Origin of the sequence: Accumulibacter sp., from assembly GCF_029255125.1 — a bacterium.
Taxonomy (GTDB): domain Bacteria; phylum Pseudomonadota; class Gammaproteobacteria; order Burkholderiales; family Rhodocyclaceae; genus Accumulibacter.
The window spans coordinates 1-25,638 of record NZ_JAPUVR010000146.1; the positions used below are offsets into that span (position 1 = coordinate 1).

Sequence of the window (25,638 nt, forward strand, 5' to 3'; positions counted from 1 at the left end):
AAGGTAATGGTGCCGCTGATCGATGTCGTTGCGGTCGACAAGACCTGCACCGTCGGTGAGGCCGTGCGCTTGGCGGTGCAGAGCGCGCACGTTCGCCTGCCGGTCTACGACGGGCGCATCGACCGTGTCATCGGCGTGCTCAATGCGATGGATCTGCTCGGCGTCGACGAGACTGCGTCGATCGCGCCGTTCATCAGTCCGACGCGTTACGTACCAACCAGCAAGAGTGCCGAGTCGATGCTCGTCGAGTTGCGCCAGGATGGCGACGCGATGGCCGTCGTGATGGACGAGTTCGGCGGTGAGGAAGGAATTGTGACGATCGAGGACATTATCGAGGATGTCGTCGAGGACATGCAGGACGAGTATGACCGGCAGGAAAAGCCGGCCGAGTGGCTGAAGAAGCTCGGGCAACGCGACTACCTGGTGAGCGCCCGCGCGGCGCCGGCGATGCTGATCGAGAAGCTCGGCCTGCACTTGCCCGGCAACGGCGCCAGTCACGATACGCTGTCCGGCTACCTGCTCGAGTACGCACGCGAAATTCCCAAAGCGGGAACGACGATCGAGGTGGAAGGCGTCCGCTTCACCATTCAGCGTGCGACGCCACAGGTCATCCAGGAGGTTCAGATTCGCTGGTAGGCACGGCGCTGTCGTCGCCGAGGAAGACACACCAGCGACCAGACAAGGAACGCCGCCGTCAACGCACGCTGATCTCCACCCGGTCGTAGTAACCGGCGTCGTCGATCACCGTGATCTGATAGCGGCCAGGCTCGGCGAAGCGGTAGGGCAGGACGGCGCCAGCGGGAACGCGGCCGATCGGTCGGCCGTCGAGCAGCCAGATCAGATCGTGTTGCCCGCCGCGAGCGGCCAGGCGCAACTCCGGCGGCGGACCGCTGCCGGCTCGGCGAATGATCTCGCCGTCGCTGATGCCGACGATGCGCAAGCCGGCTTCCGGTCCGCGCGCAGTCGCGCACGCCGGCGCCCACGCCGGCGGCAAGGCGCGTTCGCGCAGCGCACTGCTCAGCCACGGTTCGACCGCCGCCGGCCAGCGCGCCATGGCGACCGCCAGCATCTTTCCCTCAGCGCAAGCCTTACGCACGCGCAGGCCGCTGGTCGCGTCGCGATAGTCGGTATAGCGCGCCGCATTGTCGCGCAAGCGATCGGCGAAGGTGGGCGGGGCGCTGCCATTGAGCAGCCACGCGGTTCGTTCCTGGTGACACAGTTCGCGCGGCGTGGACTCGCTGCGTGTGCCCAGCGGCCAACAGATGCGGCCCTCGGCGACGCTTGCCGGCGGCACGCGCGGCGGCGGTGGTGCATCGTCGACGACCGAAAAGATGTCCACCAGCAGCGGCGCGGCGATGTTCGCGCCGAAGAACCCCGGGTTCGGCGTACCGTCCGGCCGGCCAACCCAGACGCCGACGGTGAAACGGTCGCTGACGCCGACCGCCCAGGCATCGCGGAAACCGAAGCTGGTGCCGGTTTTCCAGGCGATTCCGCGGCGCACGCCGAGGCCACCCTCGACCTGACGGGCAACCGGACCGCCGGATTCCAGCACATCGCGCACGATGAAGGCGGCGCCTTCGCTCAGCATGCGGCTTTCCTCGTGCGCTGCCGTCACCTGATAGCGCGGCCGCCCGCTGATACCACCGCGCGCGAAGGCGGTATAGGCGCCGACCAGATCCTCCAGACTGACCGCCGCTCCGCCGAGGATCACGCCAAGATTGGGCGTCGCGCCGCGCGGCAGATCGAGCTTCAAGCCACCGCGGCGCAGCAAGGCGACGAAACGGTTGGCACCGAGTCGTTCAAGCACTTCGACCGCCGGCACGTTGAGCGAGCGCTGCAGCGCTTCGCTGACGCTGACTGGCCCGCTGAAGCTCGCCTGGAAGTTGCCCGGCTGATAGCCCGCGAAGGACTGGGGGACATCGGCGAGCAGCGACTGCGAGTGGATCAGACCCTCGTCGAGGGCAAATCCGTAGAGGAAGGGTTTCAGCGCCGAGCCTGGCGAGCGCGGCGCCTGCACCATATCCACATGGGCGAAGCGTTCGTCGTCGCTGAAGTCGGCCGATCCGGCGTAGGCGCGAACTTCGAGCGTTGCATTGTCGACCACCAGCGCAGCCAGCGAGACGCGCGGTGGAACGACGGTCAGGCGCGCCGCCAGCAGTTGTTCGACGCTTTGCTGCGCGCTCGCGTCGAGCGTCGTTTCGATGCGCGCGAGGCCCGGATTGCGCCGACGCAGACGCTCGGCAAAGAGCGGCGCGAGCAAAGGTTCGCGTACGGTTTGTGCGATCACTGGCTCCTGCCTCGCCTCGGCGATCGTCGCTGCGCCCCAGCGTTCGAGCATGCGCGCCAGCACCTTGTCGCGCGCCTGACGCGCGCGTTCCGGATAGCGGTCGGGACGCAGCAGCGACGGCGCCTGCGGTAGCACAGTGAGCAACGCCGCCTCGGATGCGCTCAGGCGTTGCGCCGGCTTGCCGAGGTAAGCGCGGCTGGCCGCCTCGACGCCTTCCAGGACGCCACCCATCGGGGCATAAGTCAAATAGATCTGGAGAATCTCGCGTTTCGAATAGCGCAGTTCGAGTTGCAGCGCACGTGCGATCTGGCGCAGTTTGCCGACCAGCGTGCGCGGTGCGGGCTCGAGCAGACGCGCGACCTGCATGGTCAGCGTAGACCCGCCGGAAACGATCCGTCCGTGGCGCAACCACTGCCCGCCGGCGCGCGCGAGCGCCCAGGGATTGACCCCGGGATGCCACCAGAAGCTGCGGTCCTCGAAAGCGATCAGCGCTTCAAGGTAGCGCGGCGAGACTTCCTCCAGGCGTACCGGGTGACGCCAGACGTGCGTACGGTCGGGAAAGGCGCGCAGCGGCGTGCCGTCGCGCGCGAGCACGACCTGCGCCTGTGCTGCCGCGCGTCCGGGCAGCGGCGGCGGGAACAACTGGTCGGCAAGCAGCAGCAGTGCGAGCACTGCGGCCAGCGTCAGCCGCAGTGCCCGGATCATTCCGCCGCCGGCTGGCAGCTCGCCGCGGCAATGCCCTGCGGCTGGTTCATCGGCGAGCCGCTGCGCTACTGCGCTGGACGCCGCCGCCGGCAGCTTCGTCATGCCCGTCGCTGACGACGAGCACCTCATCGCCGCCGGCAAGGCCATAGATCTGCGGCTGATACATGTCTTCAGCGTAACTCGGCGGAACGACGAAGCGCCCGGGGGTGACGACCCGCACGCGGTAGAAGAACTGCTGTCGCTCGGCCAGACGCGCGGCGATGACAAAGCGGTCGTCGCGGAACTCGACGTGCCGGATGTTGCTGTTCTGCATCACCTGGCGCGGATCGACGCCGTCGACCAGAACCACCGACTGCTCGCCCTGCACGAGGTTGAGGTTCTCGATTTCCAGGCCGGCCGGAATCGCGTCGATGATCAGACCATTGGCGTAGCGCCCAGTGGTCTTCACCTGCAGGCGAACGAGCAGGCTTTCGCCGACGCGCAGCGTACGTTTGCCGAGCGGCTGGCCGTCGGCGGTGAACCAGTCACGCCGCAGGTCGAACACCTCGCGCCGCTCCGCCGGCGCGCGCGCCGGATGGCCGCTCAGATTGAGTTCAGCAAACAGACGCGCCTTGTGCGTGTTGCGCAAGCTCAGCCCACCGGCGACCTCATCCGCGCTCAGCGACTGGTAAGCGGCACCGGGACCAGCGATGGCGCGCACCTTGCCGGCGGTCAGCACTTCACCGTTCCATCCGTCGCTCGGCTCGGTAGCGAATTGCTGGCCGAGCAGGAAGAGCGCCAGCTTCTCCTGCGTGCTGTAGTAGCCGTTACGTTGCATTTCGCCGGCAACCTGGGCTACCAGGTTCTCGCGCCCGGCAGGTCTGAGCTTGTGCCGGTCGAGCAGGACGTACATCATCGCCCAGTCGCGCAGGTTGCTGCCGTAGTCGCCCCACCAGGCGTTGGCGGGCCCGCCGCGCGGTTTTCCGATACCGCCGGTAATGGCGCTCTCGGCGCGTGTCGGATCGCCCATCAGTTCGAGCGCCAGGCCGAGGTGAACGAGCGCCAGACCGGAATGCGCAGCGGCCCGCAGATCGTGCATCTGGCGCAGCGTAGACAGGGGCGCTTTGCCCTGCCGGGCGAGCACATAAGCACCGTAAGCGAGAACACCGAAACGGCCGCCGCCGGCGTAGCGCGGGTCGTTCCAGATGGCGTTCGGGTTATAGACGAGCGGGCCGGTCGGCAGACCGGCGACGCCTTCCTGCAGTCCTTTCAGGAGGAATTCGAGGGCTCGCTTCTCCACTTCGGGCGGCACGTTGAAGCCCTGCTCGCGCGCATCGAGGAGGAAGTGCGCGACGTAGGCGGTCAACCAGTACTGATACTCGGCCAGTCCGCCCCACAGGCTGAAGCCGCCACTCGGCGCCTGCATGCCGGCGAGACGGGCGATCGCCTTGTCCAGCATGGCCGCGCGCTCGGCCGCCGTGTAGGCCTTCAGCCCGAAGCGGCGGGCACCGGCCTCGTCGATGAAGACGTGCGGATACGCCGTGCTCGTCGTCTGCTCGGCACAGCCGTAGGGATAGGTGAGCAGGCCCTGCACCGCACTGCGTACGTCGATCGGCGCCTTGTCGGACACGGTCAGCGTTGCCGTGACCGTCTGCCGCAGCAGGCCGCCAAGTTCCGCTTCACGCAAATCGACGCTTTCGCCAGGGCCGACGATCAGCCGGCGGACAACCGACTGGCGGGGTGTCGGCGCCTGAACCTGCAGCGGGAAACTGCGCTCGATCTTGCGTAGCGGGCTATCCAGCTTGACCTGCACGTCGGCCAGACCGATCGCGCTGCCCGCTTCAAGCGGCACGCGCAAGACGCGCTTCTCGCCGTCGCCGAGCACGATCTGCTGCTCACCCCCCTTGATCAACAGGCCGTCGCGGCTGCTCACGGCCACCTTCACCGCCTGTTCCTTGCCGGCCAGGTTGTGCAGGTCGAGCGCAAGTACGGCGCTATCACCCACCGACAGGAAGCGCGGGGTCGCGAGCTCGGCGACCAGCGGTGCGGCGACGGTCACTTCCGCCTCCTGCATTCCGAAGCGCTCGCCGCTCGCCGCCACCACCATCAGACGCAGGCTGCCGTTGAAATCGGGTACCGGCAACGACACCTCGGCCTCGCCTTTCTCGTCGAGCGTCAGCGGTCCGCTGAACAGGTCGACCAGGCGAAGCTTCTTCGGCAGACTGCGCGTCGGTTTGGGTGCGGCATCGCCGCCGAACTTCAACTTGCCCTTTTGCCCGGCCATTTTTTCGATCAGCCGCCCGTAGATATCGTAGGCATCGGCACCATAGCGCAGCTTGGCGAAGAAGAAACCGAAGGGGTCCGGACTGGCGTAGCGAGTGATGTTCAGAATGCCCGAATCGACCGCCGAGACGGTAATCATCGTCGGCTGTCCCTTCGCCTCGGGAACCTTGACGCGCACCTTCAGCGGCTGCTCCGGTGCGACCTTCTGCGCCGCTTCGAGCGTCACGGCAAGCTTGCGGTGGGTGCGTTCGAGCGGCAGGTGGATGAGGCCGAGCGCGCGCGCCGGGGTGAGCTTTTCGCCGGCGCCCGAGGGTCGCAGCACCATGACCGAGACGTAGAGGTCGTGCCGCCTCCATTCCTTGTCGAGCGGCAGGTCGATCGTCGTTTCGTCGCTGCCGACCGACAGGCGGCGCACCCACAACGCGCGGTCGCCTTCGATCGTCACCAGCGCTTCGCCGGCGTGCGGCGGACTGATCGTCAGGCGTGCCTTTTCCCCGTCAGCGTAGGCCGCCTTGTCGAGTTTGAGCGCCACACGATCAGGACGGACGCCCTGCGTCTCGTCGTCCTTCGCCGACCAGCCGGCGTAGAAGCGGAAGCGCGTCGTTTGCCGCGTCTCCGGATCGAAGATTTCCAGACGGTAGCGGCCATACTTGACCGGCAGGCTGAGCTTGCCGCGACCACTCGCCGGGAGCGTGATCTGGCTTGTCGTCACCAGTTCGTCGGTTTCGGTGAAGCCCGAGTTCCAGCCGCGCTGATCGTCGAAGCGCCAGTAGTAGTTGCGGTTCTCGCGAAAGAGCCGCACGGGCAGGGCGCCGCCCGCCTTCAGCGCAGCGCTGCTGTCGCTGCGTACGACCTCGAAATCGGCTGGCGCACCCTCGCGCGCGTAAGCCCCGATGAACATCGGGCGGACCCCGACGAGAACCGGCGCAGGCCAGAAGACGCGCTCGATGCTGCGCACCACCGGCCGGCCGCCGCTTTCCAGCAGACTCACCGTCGTGCGTACGGTGTACGGCGAGCGACGCTTGGCGACCTGTTCGAGGCTGACGGCGAGTTTGGCCTTGCCCTGCTCGTCGAGTTGCTGCTCGGGCATTTCGCTGCGCGCCTTTTCGTTGTCTTCGTCCGCGTCGCCGAAGACGAAGCCCGGCAGCTTCTGCGCCAGCGGGTTGCGGTTACGCTCGCTGGTGACCACGCCGAGCAGGCGGTTGCCGCTTGCCGGAGCGCCGTACAGGTAACGCCCGGCAACGTCGATACGCCAGTCAGCCTCGCCGGTCAGGCGTTCGGCGGGGCTTGCCAGGTCCAGTTTCATCCGTTCCGGCAGAAACTCCTCGACGCCAAACTGCATGCTCGTTCCCGCCAGGCGCGCCGCCGGATTGGCCCGCAGTTCGAGGTTCCACGAACCGGTTGCGGCATCCGGCGGCAGTTCGATCGGCCGTCGGTAGTAACCGGCGAACGCGGCTTCCGGCTGCCAGGTGGCGGTCCACTGCGCCTTGCCATCGGGCCGCCGGAGGATCGCCTGGATGGGCTGCGGCGGAACCGGGCGACCGTCAGCGTCGCGCGCGATCACCGAGACCTCGAAACGCTCGCCCGGCCGGTACAGGTTGCGCCCGCTGTAGGCGAACAGGCGCACCGGCACATAAGGCATTCCGGCGACCTCGAACTCGGCCAGATCGAGCGCCGGCTCCTTCAGCGTAATCAGTGACATCTGCTCACCCTTGCGGGCCATCAGCAGGCGCGCTGCCGACGGCCGCTCGGCGAAAGCAGCACGCCCGTCACGATCGGTCTCGGCGCGCAGCAGGGTCTTGCCGGCAGCGTCGATCCAGCTCACTTCGACACCTGACCGTGCCTGGCCGTCGGTCAGCGAACTGACGTAGGCATCGGCGCCACTGTTCGGATACTGGCGCAGATGCAGACCAAGATCGCTGACGTAGAAGTAGGTCGTCTGATAGTCGTCGCGGAAACGATTTGGCTGCGACATCACGGCAATGTAGACGCCGGGTTCGCGCAGCGCCGTAATGGTCTCGATCGGAATGAAGGTGACTGCCCGCCGGTTGGGCGTTTGCTCGGTGAGGAAGCGACCAACGAAAGCACTCGTCGTCAATTTGTGCATCTGATCGAGGTCCCACGCGCTGACCGCGCCTTGCAGGCGATGATGTGCAGCGAAGGACGGGCCATCGTCGTCCTCAGCAGCCGCTTCGTCGTTATCGTCCGCCGCGGGGCGCGCTGCATTGCGCGCCGGGCCGGCGATCACCTTTTCGAGGAAGCGCGCGAGTTGCTCGGGTTTGACCCGGAGAAATTGGATATCGACTTCCGGGACATTGACTGTCGTTACCGGCAGTCCACCGTTCTGTGCTGCCGGCAAGACCATGCCGCGGCTGGCGAAGTAGAAGGCCGGTGCGACGGCAGCGGTGCGAATCGAAAAGCGCGCTTCTCCGTCCAGCTTGCTGCCGTTTCTTGCCGTCAGGCCAGGAGCGACGCGCACGACGTAGCGCGTTTGCGGCTTGATGTGCGGAAAGAAGAGCAGGCGTGGGTTTTCGCCGACCACCCAGGCCCCGGCAACGGGTTTACCACCGTCGAGCGTCGTGTCGGCAGCCGCGCGACTGGTCGATGCGCTCTCAGCCTCGGCCGCCTCGCTGTCCGCCGCTTCATCGTCGCTCGCCTCGTCTGCCGGCGCACGCACGCGCTGTGGCGTAGCGGCGGGCATCTCGAGCACCTGCAGGAACTTGTCGTTCTCGCCCTTGGCGTCGAGCGGCAGACTGAAGGCGAGCGCCAGGGCGGGCAAGCCATCAAGCTCGCGGTGTGCGCCGTCGACCACTTCAAAGCGGACGCCGTCGCGAGTCCCCTCGTCAGGCGCCGAAGACGGCAGATTCCCGATGGCCAGAAAGCCGGCAATCGCCAGTCCAATTGCTGCCAGGACGGCATACAGGGACGCCGCACCGAATTGTCTGTATAGCCTTCCGCTGCGCATGGGTCGCTCCGATGAGAAATGCCGGTTTGATTCTAGCAGGCGCCCGCGCAACGAAAGTCGTCAATTTTTCATCCGCGCGAGCGAGCTGGCGCAGCCGCTCGCTCGCCAGCCGGAAAGCGCCCGAGCATTCAGGCCTGGGCTGCGTTTGCCGGGCAACCGACCTGAAAGAGCGCGCGGTCTTCAAGACGGACGGCGGTCAGGTGACGGCCCCACAAGCATCCTGAATCAAGCGCCAGGAGGTTGGCCTCCATCCTCAAACCAAGCGCCGACCAGTGGCCGGTGACCAGGACATGGTCGGCACTCAGTCGGCCCGGAACCTCGAACCAGGGGACGAATCCATCGGGCGCAGCGCTCGCTTCGCCCTTGCTTCTGAACTCCATCGCCCCTTCCGGCGAGCAGAAACGCATGCGCGTCATGGCGTTGACGATCACGCGTAAACGTGGCCAGCCGGTCAGATCGTCGCTCCAGGCGACGGGCTCGCTACCCCACATGTTGCGCATGAAGTCGAGGTAATCCGGCCCGCCAAGGATCTGTTCGACCTCGTGCGCCAGCGCACGCGCCTTGCCCACCGTCCATTGCGGCAACAGACCGGCGTGCACCAGGCAGAAGCGCCCTTCGTGGTGGCACAGCCGCTGGCAACGCAGCCAGTCGAGCAGCTCGTCGCGGTCAGGCGCGTCGAGGATTGGATCCAGCGTGTCGCCCTTGCTTCGCCGACCGAAGCCGGCCGCCGCCATCAATAGATAGAGGTCGTGATTGCCCAGTACGGTGACCGCCCGCGAGCCGAGGTCGCGGACGAAGCGCAGCGTGTCGAGCGAACGGGGTCCGCGGTTGACCAGGTCGCCGACCAGCCACAGGCGATCGGCCGCAACGTCAAAACGACATGCTTCGAGCAAGCGTTGCAAGGCGTCGTAGCAGCCCTGAATGTCGCCGACGGCGTAAGTTGCCATCGCCCCGCTCGTCAGGCGAACGCCTGCCCTTGTTGCCAACGCCAGGCATCGCGGCACATCTCCTCGATCCCACGGCGCGCGGTCCAGGCAAGCAGTTCCCTCGCCAGTCGGGGATCGGCGTAGCAAACGGCGACATCGCCCGCACGGCGCGGCGCGATGACGTAGGGCACCGGCCGCCCGCTGGCCGCAGCAAAAGCCTCGATCATTTCGATGACCGAATAGCCGCGACCGGTACCCAGATTGACCGTCAGCAGACCCGCTGTGCCCAGCAGGTAATTCAAGGCGGCGAGATGCCCGTCGACCAGATCCATGACGTGGATGTAATCGCGCACGCCGGTTCCGTCAGGGGTCGGATAGTCGTTGCCGAAAACGCTCAAGTGGGTGCGCGTGCCGGCCGCGACCTGAGCCACGTAGGGGAGCAGGTTGTTCGGTACGCCATTCGGAGACTCGCCGATCAGACCGCTCTCGTGCGCTCCGACCGGGTTGAAATAACGCAGGCGAGCGATTCGCCAGCTCGCATCCGAGCGCACCAGATCAGCCAGAATGTCTTCGATCATCAGCTTGCTGGCACCATAGGGGTTGGTCGCCGAGCGCGGAAAATCCTCGCTGATCGGTACTCTCGCCGGATCGCCATATACGGTTGCCGACGAACTGAAAATCAGCGTTCTGACTGCCGATTCAGCCATCACCTGACAGAGCGAAAGGGCACCACCGACGTTGCAGTCATAGTAACGCAGGGCTTGCGTGACTGATTCGCCGACCGCCTTGAGGCCGGCAAAATGCAGAACAGCGTCAATGCGGAACTGCGCGAAGATGCGCCGCAACAGGTCGCGGTCGCGGACATCGCCGCAGTAGAAGGCTGGCCGCTTGCCCGAGATCCTTTCGACTCGATCAATGACTTCGGGGCGGCTGTTCGACAAGTCGTCGACCACGATCACCTCGTGGCCGGCGGCCTGCAGAATGACGCAGGCATGCGACCCGATGTAGCCGGTGCCACCGGTTACGAGGAGGTTCACACCTGTACCCGTTCGCGCATGGCGTCGCTTTGCTTCCGGCGTAGCCGTCGTCGGCTGGGCAAGCTGCGTGTAACTTGCCGGCAAAGCCTACTGGCGTTGCGCAAGCCGCTTGTTCCAGGCAGCGTGAACACCTAAGCGCGGAATTCTTCGCGCTCCCGACCCTGCGCTTCCAGATTGGTCAACCAGCGCGGCGCCTTGCCGCGACCCGACCAGGTTTCACCATTAAGTCCGCGGTACTTGACTGCAACCGGTGGCCGCGCGTTGCCCGCATGAGGAGCGACTAGCGCGGGGCTCGCCTTGAAACCGCAATCGGCGGCGGTCAGATCGTATTCAGCAATCAACTGTTTTACTTTGGCAACCGCTGAAGAGACCTCCTCCCGGCGAGCTTCTTCAATTTTCCTATCGAGTGCTTCGCGCTGCGCCAGCAATTCCCGGTAAATGGACATGCTTCGTTCCTTTCAGATAATCAACGAGTGGACACGTTATTAACCGGTGAACCCGCCACTGCGATGAAATGCGCTTGTCCTGCCGGTCGGCAATCAACATGCGATATCGGGGGTTTTTCAATACCCGTTACGCCTCTCGTCCAAAAACCGTGCCACACAACTAATGTCGAGAACCGCCGAAAGCCGGGGCGCACTTTACTGCACTTTTATTCCGCGAGCAAGTACCGGCAGGATCGTCCCGTCGGCGGCTGAGGCGGCAGTATTTGCCCTGCCCGCCATCCCCGCTCACTGCGACTCGCCGCTTAACCGGCGATAGCAGCCGCCGTGAAAGACCAAGGGAGAGCTCTTCCGCCCCTGGGCGAAGCGCAGAATTCGGCCGACAAGTACGAGATGGTCCCCGCCCGGGTAGTGCGCCTCAGGTGCGCATTCGAACCAGGCCAGACAACCGGCGATCAAGGGAACGCCGGCGAGTCCAGGGATAAACTCGACAGGCGCGAAAGGGTCGTCGCCGCGTACCGAAAAATGGCTTGAAATCCATTCCTGGTCTTCCGCGAGAACATTGACCGCATAGTGTTGCGCACGGCAGAACGCCGCAAGACTCGGTGATCGATTCGACAGGCTCCAAAGGATGAGCGGCGGGTCGAGCGATACCGAGCTGAACGAATTGATTGTAATGCCGACCGCTCGCCCGTCATCGGCACACGTCGTGACGACGGTAACCCCGGTGGCAAAGGTGCCCAGGCCGTCGCGCAAGGCGCGACAGAAGCGATCATCAATGGCCGCCAAGTCGCCGTCTTCAGACATCGCGCGCGACACGCCAGCGGGGGTTGCGGCAACTTGTGCGGTGGCGGGTATACGAGGGGGTAGTGGCATCAAGGCGAGCGGCCGCAGCCTGCGACCGTGTTAGGATGATTGATAGGCAGCGGCACGTGCCTTTGGTCATGCGGGGTGCACTATCGATGAACCGGCGAATTGCAAGTACAGCCTGTCCGGCGAGCTTGCCCGGCAGCACCCGCTCACACCGGACAGCACGCACGGCGGCATTATCGCCTTGCTGCCGCAATGTGTCGACCCAGCGCCGCGCAGACGTCCCCGCGCCAAGCTTTTCCCAGGCGCCGGTCGAAAGTCTTGCCGATGACGGTGGCGCCGATGCTTGAGGCCGACGGCAAGCATCGGTCGGCGTTTGCAGTCCGCTTGATCAGTTGGCAGAAAATGTATGGGCGTGACGATCTGCCCTGGCAGCACTGCCGCGACGCCTATCGCGTCTGGCTGTCCGAGATCATGTTGCAGCAAACGCAGGTCGCTACGGTCATTCCTTATTACCAGCGTTTTCTGTCCCGCTTTCCGAGCCTCGACAGGCTGGCTGCGGCGCCTCTCGCCAGCGTCCTCGAAGTCTGGGCGGGTCTGGGCTATTACGCACGAGCGAGAAATCTGCATCGCTGCGCGCAGCGTGTCGTGGCTGAGCAAGGCGGATCTTTTCCGTCCGAAGTCGCTGAGCTCGCGCGCCTGCCGGGAATCGGGCGGTCGACTGCCGGCGCCATCGCCGTCTTTGCCTTTGCCCGGCGGGCAGCGATTCTCGATGGCAACGTCAAGCGCGTGCTCAGCCGCCATTTTGCGATCGAGGCTACGGCCTCCGCCACCCACGACGAGCAGCAACTTTGGGCGCTCGCCGAGTCGCTCTTGCCGGCGATCGAGATCGAGCGCTACACACAAGGCCTGATGGACCTCGGCGCCACCGTCTGCCTGCGGCGAGCGGCGCAATGCGATGTCTGTCCGCTCGCCGGCGAATGCCTCGCCCAGCGAAGCGGCCGGCAGAACGAACTGCCAACGCCGCGCAAGAGGAAACCACTGCCGGAACGGCAGGCGACGCTGGTTCTCCTTTGTTGCGAGCAGGGGGTGTTGTTCGAACGGCGTCCGCCGGTCGGCATCTGGGGCGGCTTGCTCAGCCTGCCCGAACTAGGTGATCGCCGGCTGACCGATTTCGCCCGGCAGCGAGACTGTTCGATTCTTGCCATGGAGCGCCTGCCAACAGTGAAGCATACGTTCACCCATTTCATCCTGAACATCGATGTCGTCTGCGCACAGGTCGGGCATTCTGCCTGGCGGGTCGCCGAAGCGAGCGAGATCTGGCTGGCCTACCCGGAAATCGCTGCAGCGGCGTTGCCGACACCGATCAGGCGACTCCTCCAGGTGGCTTTCCCTGGCCGTGCTCAGGCGGGACCAGCGGGCGAGCGTTCGATGCGGCCGATCGCCCAGCGGCCGAAAGCGACCCCGCCAGCCAAGGTGACGAAACCCGCGGTCCAACCAACGCTACCAGGGCCACCGCAAGCGTCGACAGCAACGCCAAAGACAACCGGGCCGAGCAGGCCACCGGCGAAACCGACCGACGAATAAAGCGCAAGCGCCGTACCGCGCTGGTCGACGGCCGTCTCGGTAAGCACGCCGGCAGTCAGCGCGGCCGAGTCGAGATTCATGCTCATCGCGTAGACCAGCAGCAGGCCGACCAGCAGCGCGCGCGGCAGGTCGCCGGACAAGCTGACCAGGAGCGCCAGAACACATGAGAGGGGCATCACTCGCGTCAGCCAGCGACGACGACCCCAGCGATGTGCGCCCTCGTTGCCGAGAACGCTGGCGGGAACGGCGAGGAAGGTAGCGCCGGCCGCCACCAGACCGGGCATCGAGGTCCACACGTCGGGTCGGTGTGCCTGCTGCCAGCTCAGGTAGGCGACCAGCCAGGCGCGAAAACCGAAGAGTTCCCAGTTGTGGCCAAAGTATCCCCCGCAATAGGCCAGGATACGTCGCTCGCGCATGACGCTCGACCAGTGCTCGCGCATCCCACCGCGCCGCGCCGCAACGCTGCCCGCGGCAACGCCCAGCCAGACGAGGACGACGGCGAGCAGCGAACCCGCCGCACCCACGACGAACAGCGTGCGCCATGGCAGCAGGCTCTGCAGCAATTCGACCCAGAGGTAGGACAGGCCGGCGCCAACGCCAAAAGTTGCCGTGTAGAAGGCTGTCCCGCGTGACTGGACGGCGACCGGCAGGCGGTCGGTGAGCGCCTTCAGGCCGGGCATGTACGTTCCGGCGAGACCCAGGCCGGCCAGCCACCACCAGCCCAGCGCGCCAACCAGGCCGTCGGCGAAAGCGGCGAAGCCGGCCTGCGCCAGGCCGCCGACTGCAGCGCTGGCGAGATAGACGCGACGCGCGTCCATTCGGTCGGTCAGGCTGACCAGCACGGGTACGGCAAGCAGGTAGCCGAGGAAGAAGAAGCCGCTCAGCCAGCCAGCCTGGGTCGCTGACAACCGCCACTGCGACGACAGCTTGGGCAGCAACGATGGAACCAGAGCGAAGCCCGCCATCGACGCCGCTTCGGCGAGACAGAAGACGGCGACCAGAAGCCACGAAGAGCGCGCCGGCTGCATCGGCTCACTGCGCGCTGCAGCCGGCCGGCCGGGACGAGCACCCGTCCGGCCGGCAGAGCAGGCGCGCGCTGCGCCCAGCCAGCGCGCCAACCAGTGCGCGATGATGGCTGGCCAAGCGACAGCGACAAACACCGCTCACCCGCTTCCCGCCACCCCATCGCCCCAGCGCGGCATCAGCGCGTGCGCCACATGCAGACGATCAAGGATGCGGGCGACGACGAAGTCGACCAGATCCTCAACTCGCTGCGGGTGATGGTAGAAGCCCGGGTTCGGCGGCAGAATCACCGCGCCGGCGCGCGCCAGGCGCAGCATGTTCTCGAGATGAATCGTCGACAGCGGTGTTTCGCGTGGCACGACGATCAGCTTGCGACCTTCCTTGAGAACGACATCGGCCGCCCTTTCGATGAGCGTGCTGGCCAGACCTTGCGCAACCGCCGCCAAAGTCCCCAGCGTGCAGGGACAGATGACCATGGCATCTGGCGGGTTGGAGCCGCTGGCCACCGGAGCAAACCACTGCTCGCGGCCATAAACCTGCAGCTCGCCGGGCAGACCGGCGAAGCGCTGAGCAAGCAGCGTGTGCGCTTCGCTCGCCCGGGTCGGCAGGTGCAGCCCCATTTCCTGCTCGGCGACAACCTGCGCCACTTGCGAATAGAGCAACTGGACACGCCGACCGGCAGCAAGCAGACACTCGAGCAGACGAATTCCATAAGGCATTCCCGACGCACCGGTGAGCGCCAGACAGATGGTTTCAGGCATTTTCCGTCGCCTCCGACGAGACGGGTGCCTGGGCGAGCAGGTGCGCAGCGAGCAAGCCGTTGCTCGTACCAAAGACCAGCGCTGCGCCGGCAAAGACCGGGGTCAGGAGAAAAAGCCCGTCGTGCGGTATCAGCCACAAGCGCGCGAGCAGAAGTTGCCCACCGATGTGGGCATACGCGGCAAGCAGGCTCCAGCTTACCGGGCCAAACCAGCGGTGCGGCAGGCGAACGGCGGCAGCAAGGACCAGCAGACTGCACGTCGTGCCGGTCAGGCTCAACAGAAACGCAGGCGTGAGAAAGTGGCCGAGCAGCAGGCTGCCGGCAACGACGCGCAGGCCGCTCACCCAGGCGGCGGTGCGCCAGCCGTAGCGGGCAAGGACGATCAGCGTGACGATGTTGGCCAAACCGGGCTTGACGCCGGGCAAGGGCAGCGGAATCGCTGCATCGACCAGCGACAAACCGATCGCCGCAGCGGCCAACCGGGCAACGCGGTGGTCTTCGGCGGTTGTCGTCAGTCTGATCAGGTGCGGTGTGGCGGACATGGCATTCGTTCGACATCGCCTTGGCGGCTCCGTTTGCTCGCGCGCCGCCAGGCAGCCGGTTCCCAGCCACTGGCGGTGCCCGGCGACCCGCTCTGCGGCGCGCGTCTCAAGGTTCCGAAATGGCGCGGCCGCGCGAAACGAAGGCAACCGAGTAGCCTGCCTGGAAGCGAGAATGCAGCGCCTCGATGGTCGGCGGCGAAACGGCCGTGGCCGCGTCCCACTTGATCGCATAATTGGCCCCCGAGCCGCCCAGGTTCTCGCGCAACTCGACGAAAATCTCGAAAGTACCAAACGGCGGAATCGGCTTGGGACTGGTCACCGAGTTGCGAATCAGGACGCCGTCGGTGTTGTAGTACGGTGCGGCAACGATGCGGATCGGGTTCGTCGGGTCGGTGTTCCTGACGCTGACGAGAACCGACATCAAGGTCGTCTCCGGCTTGCCCGACGATGAGGTATTGCCGTGGCGGATCTCGGAATAGATCGGCACGTAGACGGTCTGCCCCTTGCTCGCCGGTTCGATTCCCTCGGCCAGGGCAAGCGGGGCCAGCGTAGCGGCGGCGCCAATGAACAGCCACCGGACGGTCAAGGAAACGAAGCGCTGCTGGCGGCACATCAGGCTGCTGGGCATGACAAAGCTCCTTTCGTGGTCTCGACAATGATTCGCCGCATTATCGCGCAGGCGGTGGCCGCTCGGGCGCTCGCGTCGCGCCTGAGTTGCCGGCCGGGCGGCGAAAGTCGGGCAGCGTCGCGGCGACCAGTGCACCCAGCAGGACGACTGCCCACGACAGGTAAAGCCAGAGAAGGAACACCGGCAGCGTGGCAAACGTTCCATACACCGCGGTATAGGACGGAAAGCTCGCCAGATACAGCTCGAAGGCTTTCTGCATCAGCAGGAAACCGACTGCGGCAAAGAGGCCCGCACCGGCAGCGTCGCGCAGTGCGACGCGCGTATTGGGCAGCGCGTAATACAGTCCGCCAAGAAAGATGCCGGCAATCAGCAGGCCAAGTCCGCGCAGCAGCAGGCGCCTGAGCCATGGGGGTTCGTCGATCAGGCCCAGCGAAGTGGTCACCGCGTATGAAGTGGCGACGATGATTCCGCCGACGAGCAGCGGCCACAAGGCAACCAGTGCGGCATAGAGCGCAAACCTTCGCCGCCACGGGCGATGGCTGGTGACCCGCCAGACGTGATTGAAGGCGCGCTCGATCGTCGACAGGAGCAGAGCGACCGTGGTGATCAGGACGAGCGAGCCGACCAGCGTTACATGGCCAGCCTTCGCGGAAAACTCCAGCAGGTACTGAACAATCATTCCAGCGCTGCGTTCGGGCAGCAGGCTGCGTGCCAGGTAGAGGTCGAGCTGCTCGACCAGACGCGGAAAGACGGGCACGGCGGCGACGACGCTGAGCACGACGGCGATCAGCGGAACGAGCGAGAGGAGCGTCGTGAAAGCCAGGCTGGCGCTGAGCTGGTCGAAGTTTTCCTCGACAAACCGACGGCCGACACGCAACGCAAACGGACGCCAGGCAAAAGGCGTCGGCGGTATGGTTTGGCTATTCATGATGAAATGGCGTTTTCCAGGATAATAGCTCGATGTCGCAGAAGTCTTCCCATTCGTTTCCCAGCCGGGCGACCGGCAGCGCTGATCGATGATCCGTTGGTCCTACCTCACCGCTTGTGGCAGCCTGATTGCGCTGATCTTTCTCTGCCTGGCCTGGGAATTGCGGCTGGCCCCGGTCCAACCGGGCGGCTCATGGCTGGCGCTGAAATGCCTGCCGCTGCTCGCCCCCCTGTTCGGCATTCTGCACGGCAGGCGCTACACCTACCAGTGGGCATCGATGATGATCCTGCTTTATTTCACCGAAGGCATCGTACGGGCGACGACCGAGACGGGCACCGGGCAAAGCTTGGCGATCGCCGAAACCGGGCTGGCGGTCACTTTCTTCGTGGCCGCGGTCGCCTACGCCAGACTGAGCCGCCGATCCGCGAAATAGAAAAGGGCAAGTTGCCTTGCCCTTTTCCGATTGCCCCGGCAGAACGGGAATCATACATCGCCTTGCGGATCGAGCCGGTCGGGAAACTGCAGCTTGTTGAGCGCGTTCAGGTAGGCTTTGGCCGAAGCAATGACGATATCGGTATCGGCCCCATTGCCATTGACGATACGGCCGTTCTTGGCCAGCCGGACGGTCACTTCGCCCTGTGCGTCAGTACCCGTGGTGATCGCGTTGACCGAGTAGAGGAGGAGTTGCGCGCCGCTCGCAGCAATCGACTCGATCGCCTTGAAGGTCGCATCGACCGGACCGCTGCCGACGCCTGAGCCCTTCTTTTCGAGCGCACCGAGCGTCAAGGTGACGTTCGCCGCTGGCGTTTCGCCGGTCTCCGAACAGACGTGCGAATAGACGAGCTTGTAATACTCGCCGTCCTGCAGCAGTTCGTCATCGGAAACGAGCGCCTGCAGATCCTCGTCGAAAATCTCGTGCTTCTTGTCGGCCAGTTCCTTGAAACGGGCAAAAGCTGCGTTGACCGCCTCCTCGCCGTCGAGCACGATGCCCAAGGCCGAGAGGCGCGCCTTGAACGCATTGCGCCCGGAATGCTTGCCCAGGACGAGCTTGTTCTGCGCCCATCCGACGTCTTCGGCACGCATGATCTCGTAGGTTTCGCGGTGCTTCAAGACGCCGTCCTGATGAATTCCGGACTCGTGCGCGAAAGCATTCGCGCCGACCACCGCCTTGTTCGGCTGAACCGGGTAGCCGGTGATCTGCGAGACCAGCTTCGAGGCGGGAACGATTTGCGTCGTATCGATGCGCGTCTCGACTGGAAAGATGTCGCTGCGCGTGCGCACCGCCATGACGACCTCTTCCAGCGAAGCGTTGCCGGCGCGTTCGCCAAGACCGTTGATCGTGCACTCGACCTGGCGAGCACCAGCAAGGACGGCCGACAGCGAGTTGGCGACGGCCATGCCGAGGTCGTTGTGACAATGCGTCGACCACACCACCTGATCGGCGCCGGGGACGCGGGCGATCAAAGTGCGGATCAACTCGCCCCAGACCGAGGGCACGCTGTAGCCGACGGTATCCGGCACATTGATCGTTCGCGCACCAGCTTCGATCACCGCCGTGAACACGCGGCAGAGGAAGTCGACGTCCGAGCGCACGGCATCTTCGGCCGAAAACTCGACGTCTTCGGTGTATTCGCGCGCCCAGCGTACCGCCTGCACGGCCGCTTCGACGACCTGATCCGGGCTCATCCGCAGCTTTTTCTCCATGTGGATCGGGCTGGTGGCGATGAAGGTATGAATCCGCCCACGCGCCGCCGGGGCGATTGCTTCGCCCGCCCGCCGAATGTCGTTTTCGTTCGAGCGCGCGAGCGAACAGACCGTCGAACCGGTAACGATTCTGGCGATCGACCGGATCGCGTCAAAATCCCCGGGTGAGGCCGCGGCGAAACCGGCTTCGATCACATCGACCTGCATGCGCTCGAGCTGGCGGGCAACGCGCAACTTTTCTTCTCTTGTCATCGAAGCGCCCGGGCTCTGTTCGCCGTCGCGCAAGGTCGTGTCGAAAATAACCAAATGCTCTTTCATGTCCTGACTCCGAATGGAAAATCTGTATGGCCGGCAACGACTTCCCCAACCGGGGAAACCGACGGAAACTGCACGAATTGGGAGGATGTTTTCTTAGCGCGTGACGCGCAGCAGCGGCCGGGCGAGCAGGACGGCGCGCAGCGAGACGAAGCAGGAGGAGAAGTGATACGAACTCATGCCCGGACTATAAACAGTTTCGAATTGACGTGTCAATCGTCCATGCACGTCATCGACAAGCCGTCCGGCGCTGGCTTGGCGAGTTCAGGCCGCGCAGCGCACCCCAATACTGGCCGGCAACACCGAGTTTTCAGACTTCGGGCGGCGGCTGCGTGCGTCGTCCGATGAGCCGCACCGCGGCCAGCACGTAACCCGAAAGTGCGTAGGTGACGAACAGGCCAAAGAGCGCGACCGGCGTGTCGTAGGAGATGACGGCAAAACCGATGGCAATGGCGACGATGAAAATGAACGGCACGCTGCGCCGCAGGTTGATGTCCTTGAAGCTCGAGAAACGGACATTGCTGACCATCGATATGCCGCTGAAGATGACCAGAACGCAGGCCAGCCAGCGTACGTCGCTGCCGGCAATGTGCTTGTCGATCATCACCCAGAGAAAGCCGGCGACGAGTGCTGCCGCAGCCGGGCTCGGCAGGCCCTGGAAGTAACGCCGGTCGACGACTTCCAGCGTCGTATTGAAGCGCGCCAGGCGCAGAGCGGCGCCGGCGCAATAGATGAACGCGGCGATCCAGCCAAGGCGCCCCATATCCTTCAGCGTCCAGGCGAAAATTACCAACGCCGGGGCGACGCCAAAGGAAACCATGTCGGCCAGCGAATCGTACTCGGCGCCGAAGGCGCTTTGCGTGCGCGTCAGACGAGCCACCCTGCCGTCAAGGCCGTCCAGGACCATGGCGACGAAGATCGCGATAGCCGCCAGTTCGAAACGTCCGGTCATCGCCTGCACGATGGCGAAGAAGCCGCAAAAAAGCGCTGCGGTCGTGAACAGGTTGGGCAGGAGATAGATCCCGCGCCGGCGTAACTCCGGGTTGAAGAGCGTCTTGCGGGGCTTCACTTCGGGCATGGCGTTTGTCGGAGGATTCCAAAGGGGTGAACTGATCTGCTCGGCGACCGGTCTGCGTCCTTGCCTACCCGCTCACTCCTCGTTCGTCCACCGGCTGCGTCACCTGGCCGGCGCTTCCCGTGCGCCGGCCGGCGCTCAGTTCTTGCTCTGATCGACCAGACGGTTCTTCTTGATCCACGGCATCATGTCACGCAGCCTGGCGCCGACCGTCTCCACCGGGTGCTGCGCGATCAGCCGACGACGAGCCGTCATCGCCGGGTAGTTGGTCCGCCCTTCGAGGATGAACATCTTGGCGTAGTCGCCGTTCTGGATGCGCGTCAGCGCTGCGCGCATGGCTGCTCGCGAATGCTCGTTGATGACTTCCGGTCCGGTGACGTACTCGCCATACTCGGCATTGTTGGAAATCGAGTAGTTCATGTTGGCAATGCCGCCTTCGTACATCAGGTCGACGATCAGCTTCAGCTCGTGCAGGCATTCGAAGTAGGCCATCTCGGGCGCATAGCCGGCTTCAACCAGCGTTTCAAAGCCCATCTTGACCAGTTCGACAGCGCCGCCGCAGAGTACCGCCTGCTCGCCGAAGAGGTCGGTCTCGGTTTCCTCCCGGAAGTTGGTTTCGATCACGCCGCCCTTCGTCCCGCCATTCGCCGCGGCGTAGGAAAGTGCGATGTCGCGCGCCTTGCCCGAACGGTCCTGATGCACGGCGATCAACGAGGGAACACCACCCCCCTTGAGATACTCGGAGCGTACCGTGTGGCCGGGGCCTTTCGGCGCGACCATGATCACATCGAGATCGTCGCGCGGAACGACCTGGTTGTAATGGATGTTGAAGCCGTGCGCGAAGGCAAGGACCGCCCCCTGCTTCATGTTTGGCGCAAGCTCGCTCTGATAGACCTGCGGGATGCTCTCATCGGGCAGGAGCATCATCACGATGTCGGCCTCGCGCACTGCGGCTGCGACTTCGGCGACCTGCAGCCCGGCGTTCAGCGCCTTGCTCCAGGAAGCGCCACCCTGGCGCAGACCGACCGTCACCTGCACGCCCGAATCGCTGAGATTCTGCGCATGCGCATGGCCTTGCGACCCGTAACCGACGATCGTCACTTTCCTGCCCTTGATCAGCGACAGGTCAGCATCCTTGTCGTAATAGACTTTCATGGGTTTCCTCTGCTTGTTGTACGGTGTGCTCAGACCTTCAGAATGCGTTCGCCGCGACCTATGCCGCACACGCCGGTGCGAACCGTTTCCAGAATCAGTCCCGGGTCGATGGCCTGAATGAACGAGTCGAGCTTTGCCCCGCTGGCGGTCAGCTCGACGACGTAGGTCGACTCGGTCACGTCGATGATGTGGCCACGGAAGATGTCGGCCAGTCGCTTGACTTCTTCGCGGTCCTTGCCGGTGGCACGCACCTTGATCAGCATCAGTTCGCGTTCGATGTGCGCGGCTTCCGACAGATCGACCACCTTGATGACGTCGATCAGCTTATTCAATTGCTTGGTGATCTGCTCGATGACCGCATCGGTACCCGAAGTGACGATCGTCAGGCGGGACAGCGAAACGTCCTCGGTCGGCGCTACGGTGAGCGTCTCGATGTTGTAGGCGCGCGCCGAAAAGAGGCCGGCAACGCGCGACAAGGCGCCAGCTTCGTTCTCCAGCAGAATCGAAATAATGTGTCTCATCAGGTCCGTCCTTACAGGTCTTCGGTCAGAATCATGTCGGCCAGTCCTTTGCCGGCAGCCACCATCGGGAAGACGTTGGCCTTCTGATCGGTGATCACGTCGAGGAAGACGAGATCGTCCTTGTGGTCGACGAAAGCCTTCCTGAGCGCTGCCTCGACGTCTTCCGGCCGCTCGACGCGAATCCCGACGTGGCCATAAGCCTCGGCAAGCTTGACGAAGTCCGGCAAGGAATCCATGTACGACTCGGAATAGCGGCTCCCGTAGAACATTTCCTGCCATTGCCGGACCATTCCCAAGTAGCGATTGTTGAGGTTGATGATCTTGATCGGCAGGCGGAACTGCTTCGCCGTCGAAAGTTCCTGAATGCACATCTGGATCGACCCTTCGCCGGTCACACAGACGACCTGCATTCCCGGATTAACCAGCGCCGCGCCCATCGCGTACGGCAGACCGACACCCATCGTGCCAAGACCACCCGAATTGAGCCAGCGGCGGGGCTGCTCGAACTTGTAGTACTGCGCCGCCCACATCTGGTGCTGGCCGACATCGGAGGTGACGATCGCGCGGCCGCCGGTGATTTCGTAGAGCTTCTCGATGACGTATTGCGGCATGATGACGCTCTTGCGCATGCGATATTTCATGCACTGCTTGCTGCGCCACTCTTCGATCTGCTTCCACCAGGCGGCCAGATCCTGCGCATCGGGGGCAGCGTTACCCGCTTCGATCAGGCGAATCATTTCTTCCAGAACGTCGGGAACATTGCCGACGATCGGCACATCGACCTTGACGCGCTTGGAAATCGACGAAGGATCGATGTCGACGTGGATGATCTTGCGCGGCAACGACGAGAAGTTGTCCGGATTGCCGATCACGCGGTCATCGAAACGGGCGCCAATGGCCAGCAGGACATCGCAGTGCTGCATCGCCAGGTTGGCCTCGACCGTGCCGTGCATGCCCGGCATGCCGAGAAACTGGCGGTCGGTCCCGGGATAGGCACCCAGGCCCATCAGCGTATTGGTGATCGGGAAACCTAGCCGACGCGTAAGGCGGGTCAAGGGCTCGGCGCCGTTCGACAGGATGACGCCACCGCCGGTATAGATCATCGGTCGCTTGGCTTCCAGCAGCAGATGAACGGCCTTCTTGATCTGCCCGAGATGCCCCTTGACGACGGGATTGTACGACCGCATCTGGATCGCCGAGGGATAGTCGAAACGGCATTTCGCCGCCGTGACGTCCTTGGGGATGTCGATCACGACCGGCCCCGGACGACCGCTGTTGGCAATGTAGAACGCCTTCTTGAAAGTCAGCGCGAGCTGATGCACGTCGTTGACCAGGAAGTTGTGCTTGACGCAGGGTCGGGTGATCCCCACCGTGTCGCACTCCTGGAAGGCGTCCTGACCGATGTAGTCGTTCGGCACCTGACCGGAAATGATGACCAGCGGGATCGAATCCATGTAGGCCGTGGCGATGCCGGTAACCGCATTGGTCGCCCCCGGACCCGAAGTCACCAGCGCGACGCCGACCTTATGCGAAGAGCGCGCCAGCCCGTCGGCCGCATGCACGGCTGCCTGTTCGTGGCGAACCAGGACATGCTTGATCTGATCCTGCTTGAACAGTGCATCGTAGATGTGGAGGACCGCCCCGCCCGGGTAGCCGAAAACATATTCGACCTTTTCTTCCTGCAGGCACCTGATTACAATCTCTGCACCGGTCATCATCGTCATTGCCGTCGCCCCAGCAAGCAAATTGCTCGAAAAAAGTCTGTAACGTTAAAGCTTCGACTGCGATTGGTCAAGGCGCAGGCCTCAGCCGCCATTCGCAGCAACGGCTATTGAGTCAATATAACAACAAGGATTCCCGCTCTGGCCAGCCAACGCGAACTGTCGGATTTCCTCTCTGCGGTTGAGCGCCGAGCTTTCAAGCAGGCTCTGTTTGCGGTACACAACGAGGAATCTGCTCTTGACATCGTTCAGGATGCGATGATGAAGCTCGCCGAGAAGTACGGTGACCGCCCATCGTCCGAGTTGCCGATGATCTTTCAGCGCATCCTGCAGAACACGATTCGCGACTACTATCGGCGCAGCAAGGTGCGTTCGCTGTGGACCACGCTGCTCTCCTCGCTGTCGCCGGATGATGATGACGATCACGACCCGCTCGAAACGATCGCCGCAGAATCGGGCTCGAACTCGCCGCAAGCCCCGGACGATCAGTTGTTGCAATCGCAAGTCCTTGCTGCAATTGAAAAGGAGATAAAGCTGCTGCCGGCCCGTCAACGCGAGGCCTTCCTCCTGCGTTACTGGGAGGATATGGACGTTGCCCAGACGGCGTCTGCCATGGGTTGCTCCGAGGGAAGCGTCAAGACGCACTGCTCGCGCGCCAACCACACGCTGGCGGCAGCGTTGAGAGCAAAAGGAATTACCTTATGAATGAGCTGCATTTTGCCTACAAGATTCGGCAACACTTGAACCGCGGCGTGCACGAACTGCCGCCCGCCACGCTTGACCGACTGCACAGTGCCCGCGAACGGGCGCTTGCCAAACAGCGGGTGCCGGTACGACAATCGATTCTCGCGGCGGCGGGAAGTTTTGTCCAGCACCACGTCGACGGCTTGAATCTGCGTCAGGTGGGGATTGCGCTGCTGGTCGCTGTCGGGATGATCACCTACACGTACTGGTCTGCCGACCAGAGCATCGCCGAAATCGAAGCGATCGACAGCGCGCTGTTGGCCGACGATCTGCCAATTGATGCCTTCACCGACAGTGGGTTTCTTGCATGGTTGAAAAGCTCCGCGGAGCGGTAGTCCGTAGCAGCCTTCTCCTCTTTGGCGTTGTCGCGCTCACCTGTCAGGCCGAGGTGCCCGGCGCTTCGGTGATCGTCACTCCGCCGCAGCCGCAGTGGACCGAACTCACCGCTGAGCAGAAAAGCATACTGGCCCCGCTGAGCGATGACTGGGACGCGATGGAGTACCATCGCCAGAAGAAGTGGCTCGGCATTACCCGTCGTTTTTCCAGCATGACGCCGGAAGAACAGCGGAGAATTCAGGCGCAGATGCAGGACTGGGGCAAACTGACGCCGGAACAGCGGAACATCGCACGCGAGAACTTCAAGACCACCGCCCGGCTGCCGGCCGAGAAAAAGCAGGAGCTGAAGGAGAAGTGGGAACAGTACTCCAGCCTCTCGCCCGAAGAAAAGGAGAAGCTGAAGCAACAGGCGGCCGGCACGCCGGTGCCGAAACCCGGGCGGATCGTCGCCGGTCCTCCGCCGACCGGCATGGCGGGTGCGTCACCGGCGACGGCACCGACGCCTTCGCCGCCGGGAAGCGCTTTGCCAGTGTTGCCGGAAACACCGACAAATACCGCTCAGCCCGCCGGCCCGGCGAGCCAGACGACCCTGAGCGGCAACCCAGCAGCGCCCGAGGGTGACAACCGGCACTGATCCGGCTGCCTACGGCGGACCTTGGCCAGAGCGGTTGCGCGAGGAAGCGAGCAAGCAGCCAGTGCGTCCGTTGGTCGGTCGGCAATTCCCGCAGTTGATGTGCAGACGCTGATGGCCGACATCGTCCCCTTGGCCCGCCCGAGTTTTCTGCGCCGCCTGGCGAGCATGTTCTACGAGGCGCTGCTGCTCCTCGCCGTGCTCGCCGTTCTTCTCGTTCTACCGCACGTGCTGCTCGGCGCGTTCGCGCATCGCCTGGCGGCACCAGGTGTCATTCAAGCGCACTGCCTGCTGCTGCTGCTCGTCTACTTCGTCTATTTCTGGAGCAACGGCGGCCAGACGCTGGCGATGAAAACCTGGCGCATTCGACTCGTCACGCAGGAGGGCAGCGCCGTGCGCCCGGGACAGGCGCTGGTGCGCTTCCTCTGGTGCTGGCCAAGCATTCTGCTCGCCGGAATCGGCATCGTCTGGGCGCTGTTTGATCGCGATCGGCTCTTCCTGCACGACCGCCTGGCGGGAACGCGACTTGTCAT

Annotated in this window: 22 protein-coding genes and 1 pseudogene; 7 read left to right on the forward strand and 16 right to left on the reverse strand. The window is 64.3% G+C overall.

Annotated elements, in window-relative coordinates:
- The coding region (locus Q1L59_RS16230; protein ID WP_300334218.1) for a transporter associated domain-containing protein at positions 1-636 on the forward strand (636 nt) is incomplete at its 5' end.
- Between the two features lie 58 nt (positions 637-694).
- Here the strand turns inward: Q1L59_RS16230 and pbpC are convergent.
- The 6 genes from pbpC to Q1L59_RS16260 form a co-directional block, all read right to left on the reverse strand.
- Positions 695-2,992, reverse strand: a complete 2,298-nt coding sequence (gene pbpC / locus Q1L59_RS16235) for a penicillin-binding protein 1C (RefSeq protein ID WP_300334268.1) — start codon at positions 2,990-2,992, stop codon at positions 695-697.
- A gap of 46 nt (positions 2,993-3,038) precedes the next feature.
- On the reverse strand, positions 3,039-8,219 hold the full coding sequence (locus tag Q1L59_RS16240) for an MG2 domain-containing protein (protein ID WP_300334220.1): 5,181 nt from the start codon (positions 8,217-8,219) through the stop codon (positions 3,039-3,041).
- A 128-nt stretch (positions 8,220-8,347) separates the two neighbouring features.
- Positions 8,348-9,166 carry a symmetrical bis(5'-nucleosyl)-tetraphosphatase gene (locus Q1L59_RS16245; protein WP_300334223.1) on the reverse strand — a complete coding sequence of 273 codons (819 nt, stop codon included), beginning with the start codon at positions 9,164-9,166 and terminating at the stop codon, positions 8,348-8,350.
- An 11-nt stretch (positions 9,167-9,177) separates the two neighbouring features.
- The gene (gene galE / locus Q1L59_RS16250; protein WP_300334225.1) at positions 9,178-10,182 is read right to left on the reverse strand and encodes a UDP-glucose 4-epimerase GalE; all 1,005 of its coding nucleotides are present in this window, start codon (positions 10,180-10,182) and stop codon (positions 9,178-9,180) included.
- Between the two features lie 131 nt (positions 10,183-10,313).
- Positions 10,314-10,628, reverse strand: coding sequence for an H-NS histone family protein (locus Q1L59_RS16255; protein WP_300334228.1), 315 nt, complete (start codon positions 10,626-10,628; stop codon positions 10,314-10,316).
- Positions 10,629-10,913: 285 nt separating this feature from the next.
- Complete coding sequence (locus Q1L59_RS16260) at positions 10,914-11,432, reverse strand: flavin reductase family protein (RefSeq protein WP_300334231.1); 519 nt, start codon at positions 11,430-11,432, stop codon at positions 10,914-10,916.
- A gap of 330 nt (positions 11,433-11,762) precedes the next feature.
- Here Q1L59_RS16260 and mutY point away from each other — a divergent pair, with 330 nt between their 5' ends.
- Entirely contained in the window at positions 11,763-13,022 is a 1,260-nt protein-coding gene (gene mutY / locus Q1L59_RS16265; protein WP_300334234.1) for an A/G-specific adenine glycosylase, read from the forward strand.
- Between the two features lie 95 nt (positions 13,023-13,117).
- Here mutY and Q1L59_RS16270 read toward each other — a convergent pair.
- The 5 genes and pseudogenes from Q1L59_RS16270 to Q1L59_RS16290 form a co-directional block, all read right to left on the reverse strand.
- Positions 13,118-14,050 (reverse strand): annotated as a pseudogene (locus tag Q1L59_RS16270) (MFS transporter); the annotation flags it as partial.
- A gap of 135 nt (positions 14,051-14,185) precedes the next feature.
- On the reverse strand, positions 14,186-14,806 hold the full coding sequence (locus Q1L59_RS16275; RefSeq protein ID WP_300334236.1) for a flavin prenyltransferase UbiX: 621 nt from the start codon (positions 14,804-14,806) through the stop codon (positions 14,186-14,188).
- Complete coding sequence (locus tag Q1L59_RS16280; RefSeq protein WP_300334238.1) at positions 14,799-15,347, reverse strand: Gx transporter family protein; 549 nt, start codon at positions 15,345-15,347, stop codon at positions 14,799-14,801. Before Q1L59_RS16280 ends, Q1L59_RS16275 begins: the two co-directional genes overlap by 8 nt.
- Before the next feature lie 106 nt (positions 15,348-15,453).
- Complete coding sequence (locus Q1L59_RS16285) at positions 15,454-15,975, reverse strand: DUF3124 domain-containing protein (RefSeq protein ID WP_300334241.1); 522 nt, start codon at positions 15,973-15,975, stop codon at positions 15,454-15,456.
- 40 nt (positions 15,976-16,015) lie between these two features.
- Positions 16,016-16,903: a YihY family inner membrane protein gene (locus Q1L59_RS16290; RefSeq protein WP_300334244.1), complete on the reverse strand. Its 888-nt coding sequence runs from the start codon at positions 16,901-16,903 to the stop codon at positions 16,016-16,018.
- An 88-nt stretch (positions 16,904-16,991) separates the two neighbouring features.
- On the opposite strand from Q1L59_RS16290, the gene Q1L59_RS16295 reads away from it, so the two are divergent.
- Positions 16,992-17,336: a DUF2069 domain-containing protein gene (locus Q1L59_RS16295; protein WP_300334246.1), complete on the forward strand. Its 345-nt coding sequence runs from the start codon at positions 16,992-16,994 to the stop codon at positions 17,334-17,336.
- Between the two features lie 50 nt (positions 17,337-17,386).
- On the opposite strand, the gene Q1L59_RS16300 is transcribed toward Q1L59_RS16295, so the two are convergent.
- The 5 genes from Q1L59_RS16300 to ilvB all read right to left on the reverse strand — a co-directional run bounded on the left by Q1L59_RS16300 (position 17,387) and on the right by ilvB (position 23,397).
- The gene (locus Q1L59_RS16300; protein WP_300334248.1) at positions 17,387-18,925 is read right to left on the reverse strand and encodes a 2-isopropylmalate synthase; all 1,539 of its coding nucleotides are present in this window, start codon (positions 18,923-18,925) and stop codon (positions 17,387-17,389) included.
- 307 nt (positions 18,926-19,232) lie between these two features.
- A complete protein-coding gene (gene pssA / locus Q1L59_RS16305) occupies positions 19,233-20,000 on the reverse strand; it encodes a CDP-diacylglycerol--serine O-phosphatidyltransferase (protein ID WP_300334250.1) in 768 nt (255 codons plus the stop codon).
- 135 nt (positions 20,001-20,135) lie between these two features.
- Complete coding sequence (ilvC, locus tag Q1L59_RS16310; RefSeq protein WP_300334253.1) at positions 20,136-21,152, reverse strand: ketol-acid reductoisomerase; 1,017 nt, start codon at positions 21,150-21,152, stop codon at positions 20,136-20,138.
- Positions 21,153-21,181: 29 nt separating this feature from the next.
- Positions 21,182-21,673 (reverse strand): acetolactate synthase small subunit, encoded by a 492-nt coding sequence (gene ilvN, locus Q1L59_RS16315; protein WP_300334255.1) that lies wholly within the window; start codon positions 21,671-21,673, stop codon positions 21,182-21,184.
- Between the two features lie 11 nt (positions 21,674-21,684).
- On the reverse strand, positions 21,685-23,397 hold the full coding sequence (gene ilvB, locus Q1L59_RS16320) for a biosynthetic-type acetolactate synthase large subunit (protein ID WP_300334258.1): 1,713 nt from the start codon (positions 23,395-23,397) through the stop codon (positions 21,685-21,687).
- Positions 23,398-23,535: 138 nt separating this feature from the next.
- On the opposite strand from ilvB, the gene Q1L59_RS16325 reads away from it, so the two are divergent.
- From Q1L59_RS16325 to Q1L59_RS16340, 4 genes are all read left to right on the forward strand, one after another.
- Positions 23,536-24,099 carry an RNA polymerase sigma factor gene (locus tag Q1L59_RS16325; protein WP_300334271.1) on the forward strand — a complete coding sequence of 188 codons (564 nt, stop codon included), beginning with the start codon at positions 23,536-23,538 and terminating at the stop codon, positions 24,097-24,099.
- Between the two features lie 47 nt (positions 24,100-24,146).
- Entirely contained in the window at positions 24,147-24,473 is a 327-nt protein-coding gene (locus tag Q1L59_RS16330; RefSeq protein ID WP_300334260.1) for a DUF3619 family protein, read from the forward strand.
- Complete coding sequence (locus Q1L59_RS16335) at positions 24,446-25,108, forward strand: DUF3106 domain-containing protein (RefSeq protein ID WP_300334262.1); 663 nt, start codon at positions 24,446-24,448, stop codon at positions 25,106-25,108. Before Q1L59_RS16330 ends, Q1L59_RS16335 begins: the two co-directional genes overlap by 28 nt.
- A 111-nt stretch (positions 25,109-25,219) precedes the next feature.
- Positions 25,220-25,638: RDD family protein (locus Q1L59_RS16340; protein ID WP_300334265.1), on the forward strand; the 419-nt coding region annotated here is incomplete at its 3' end.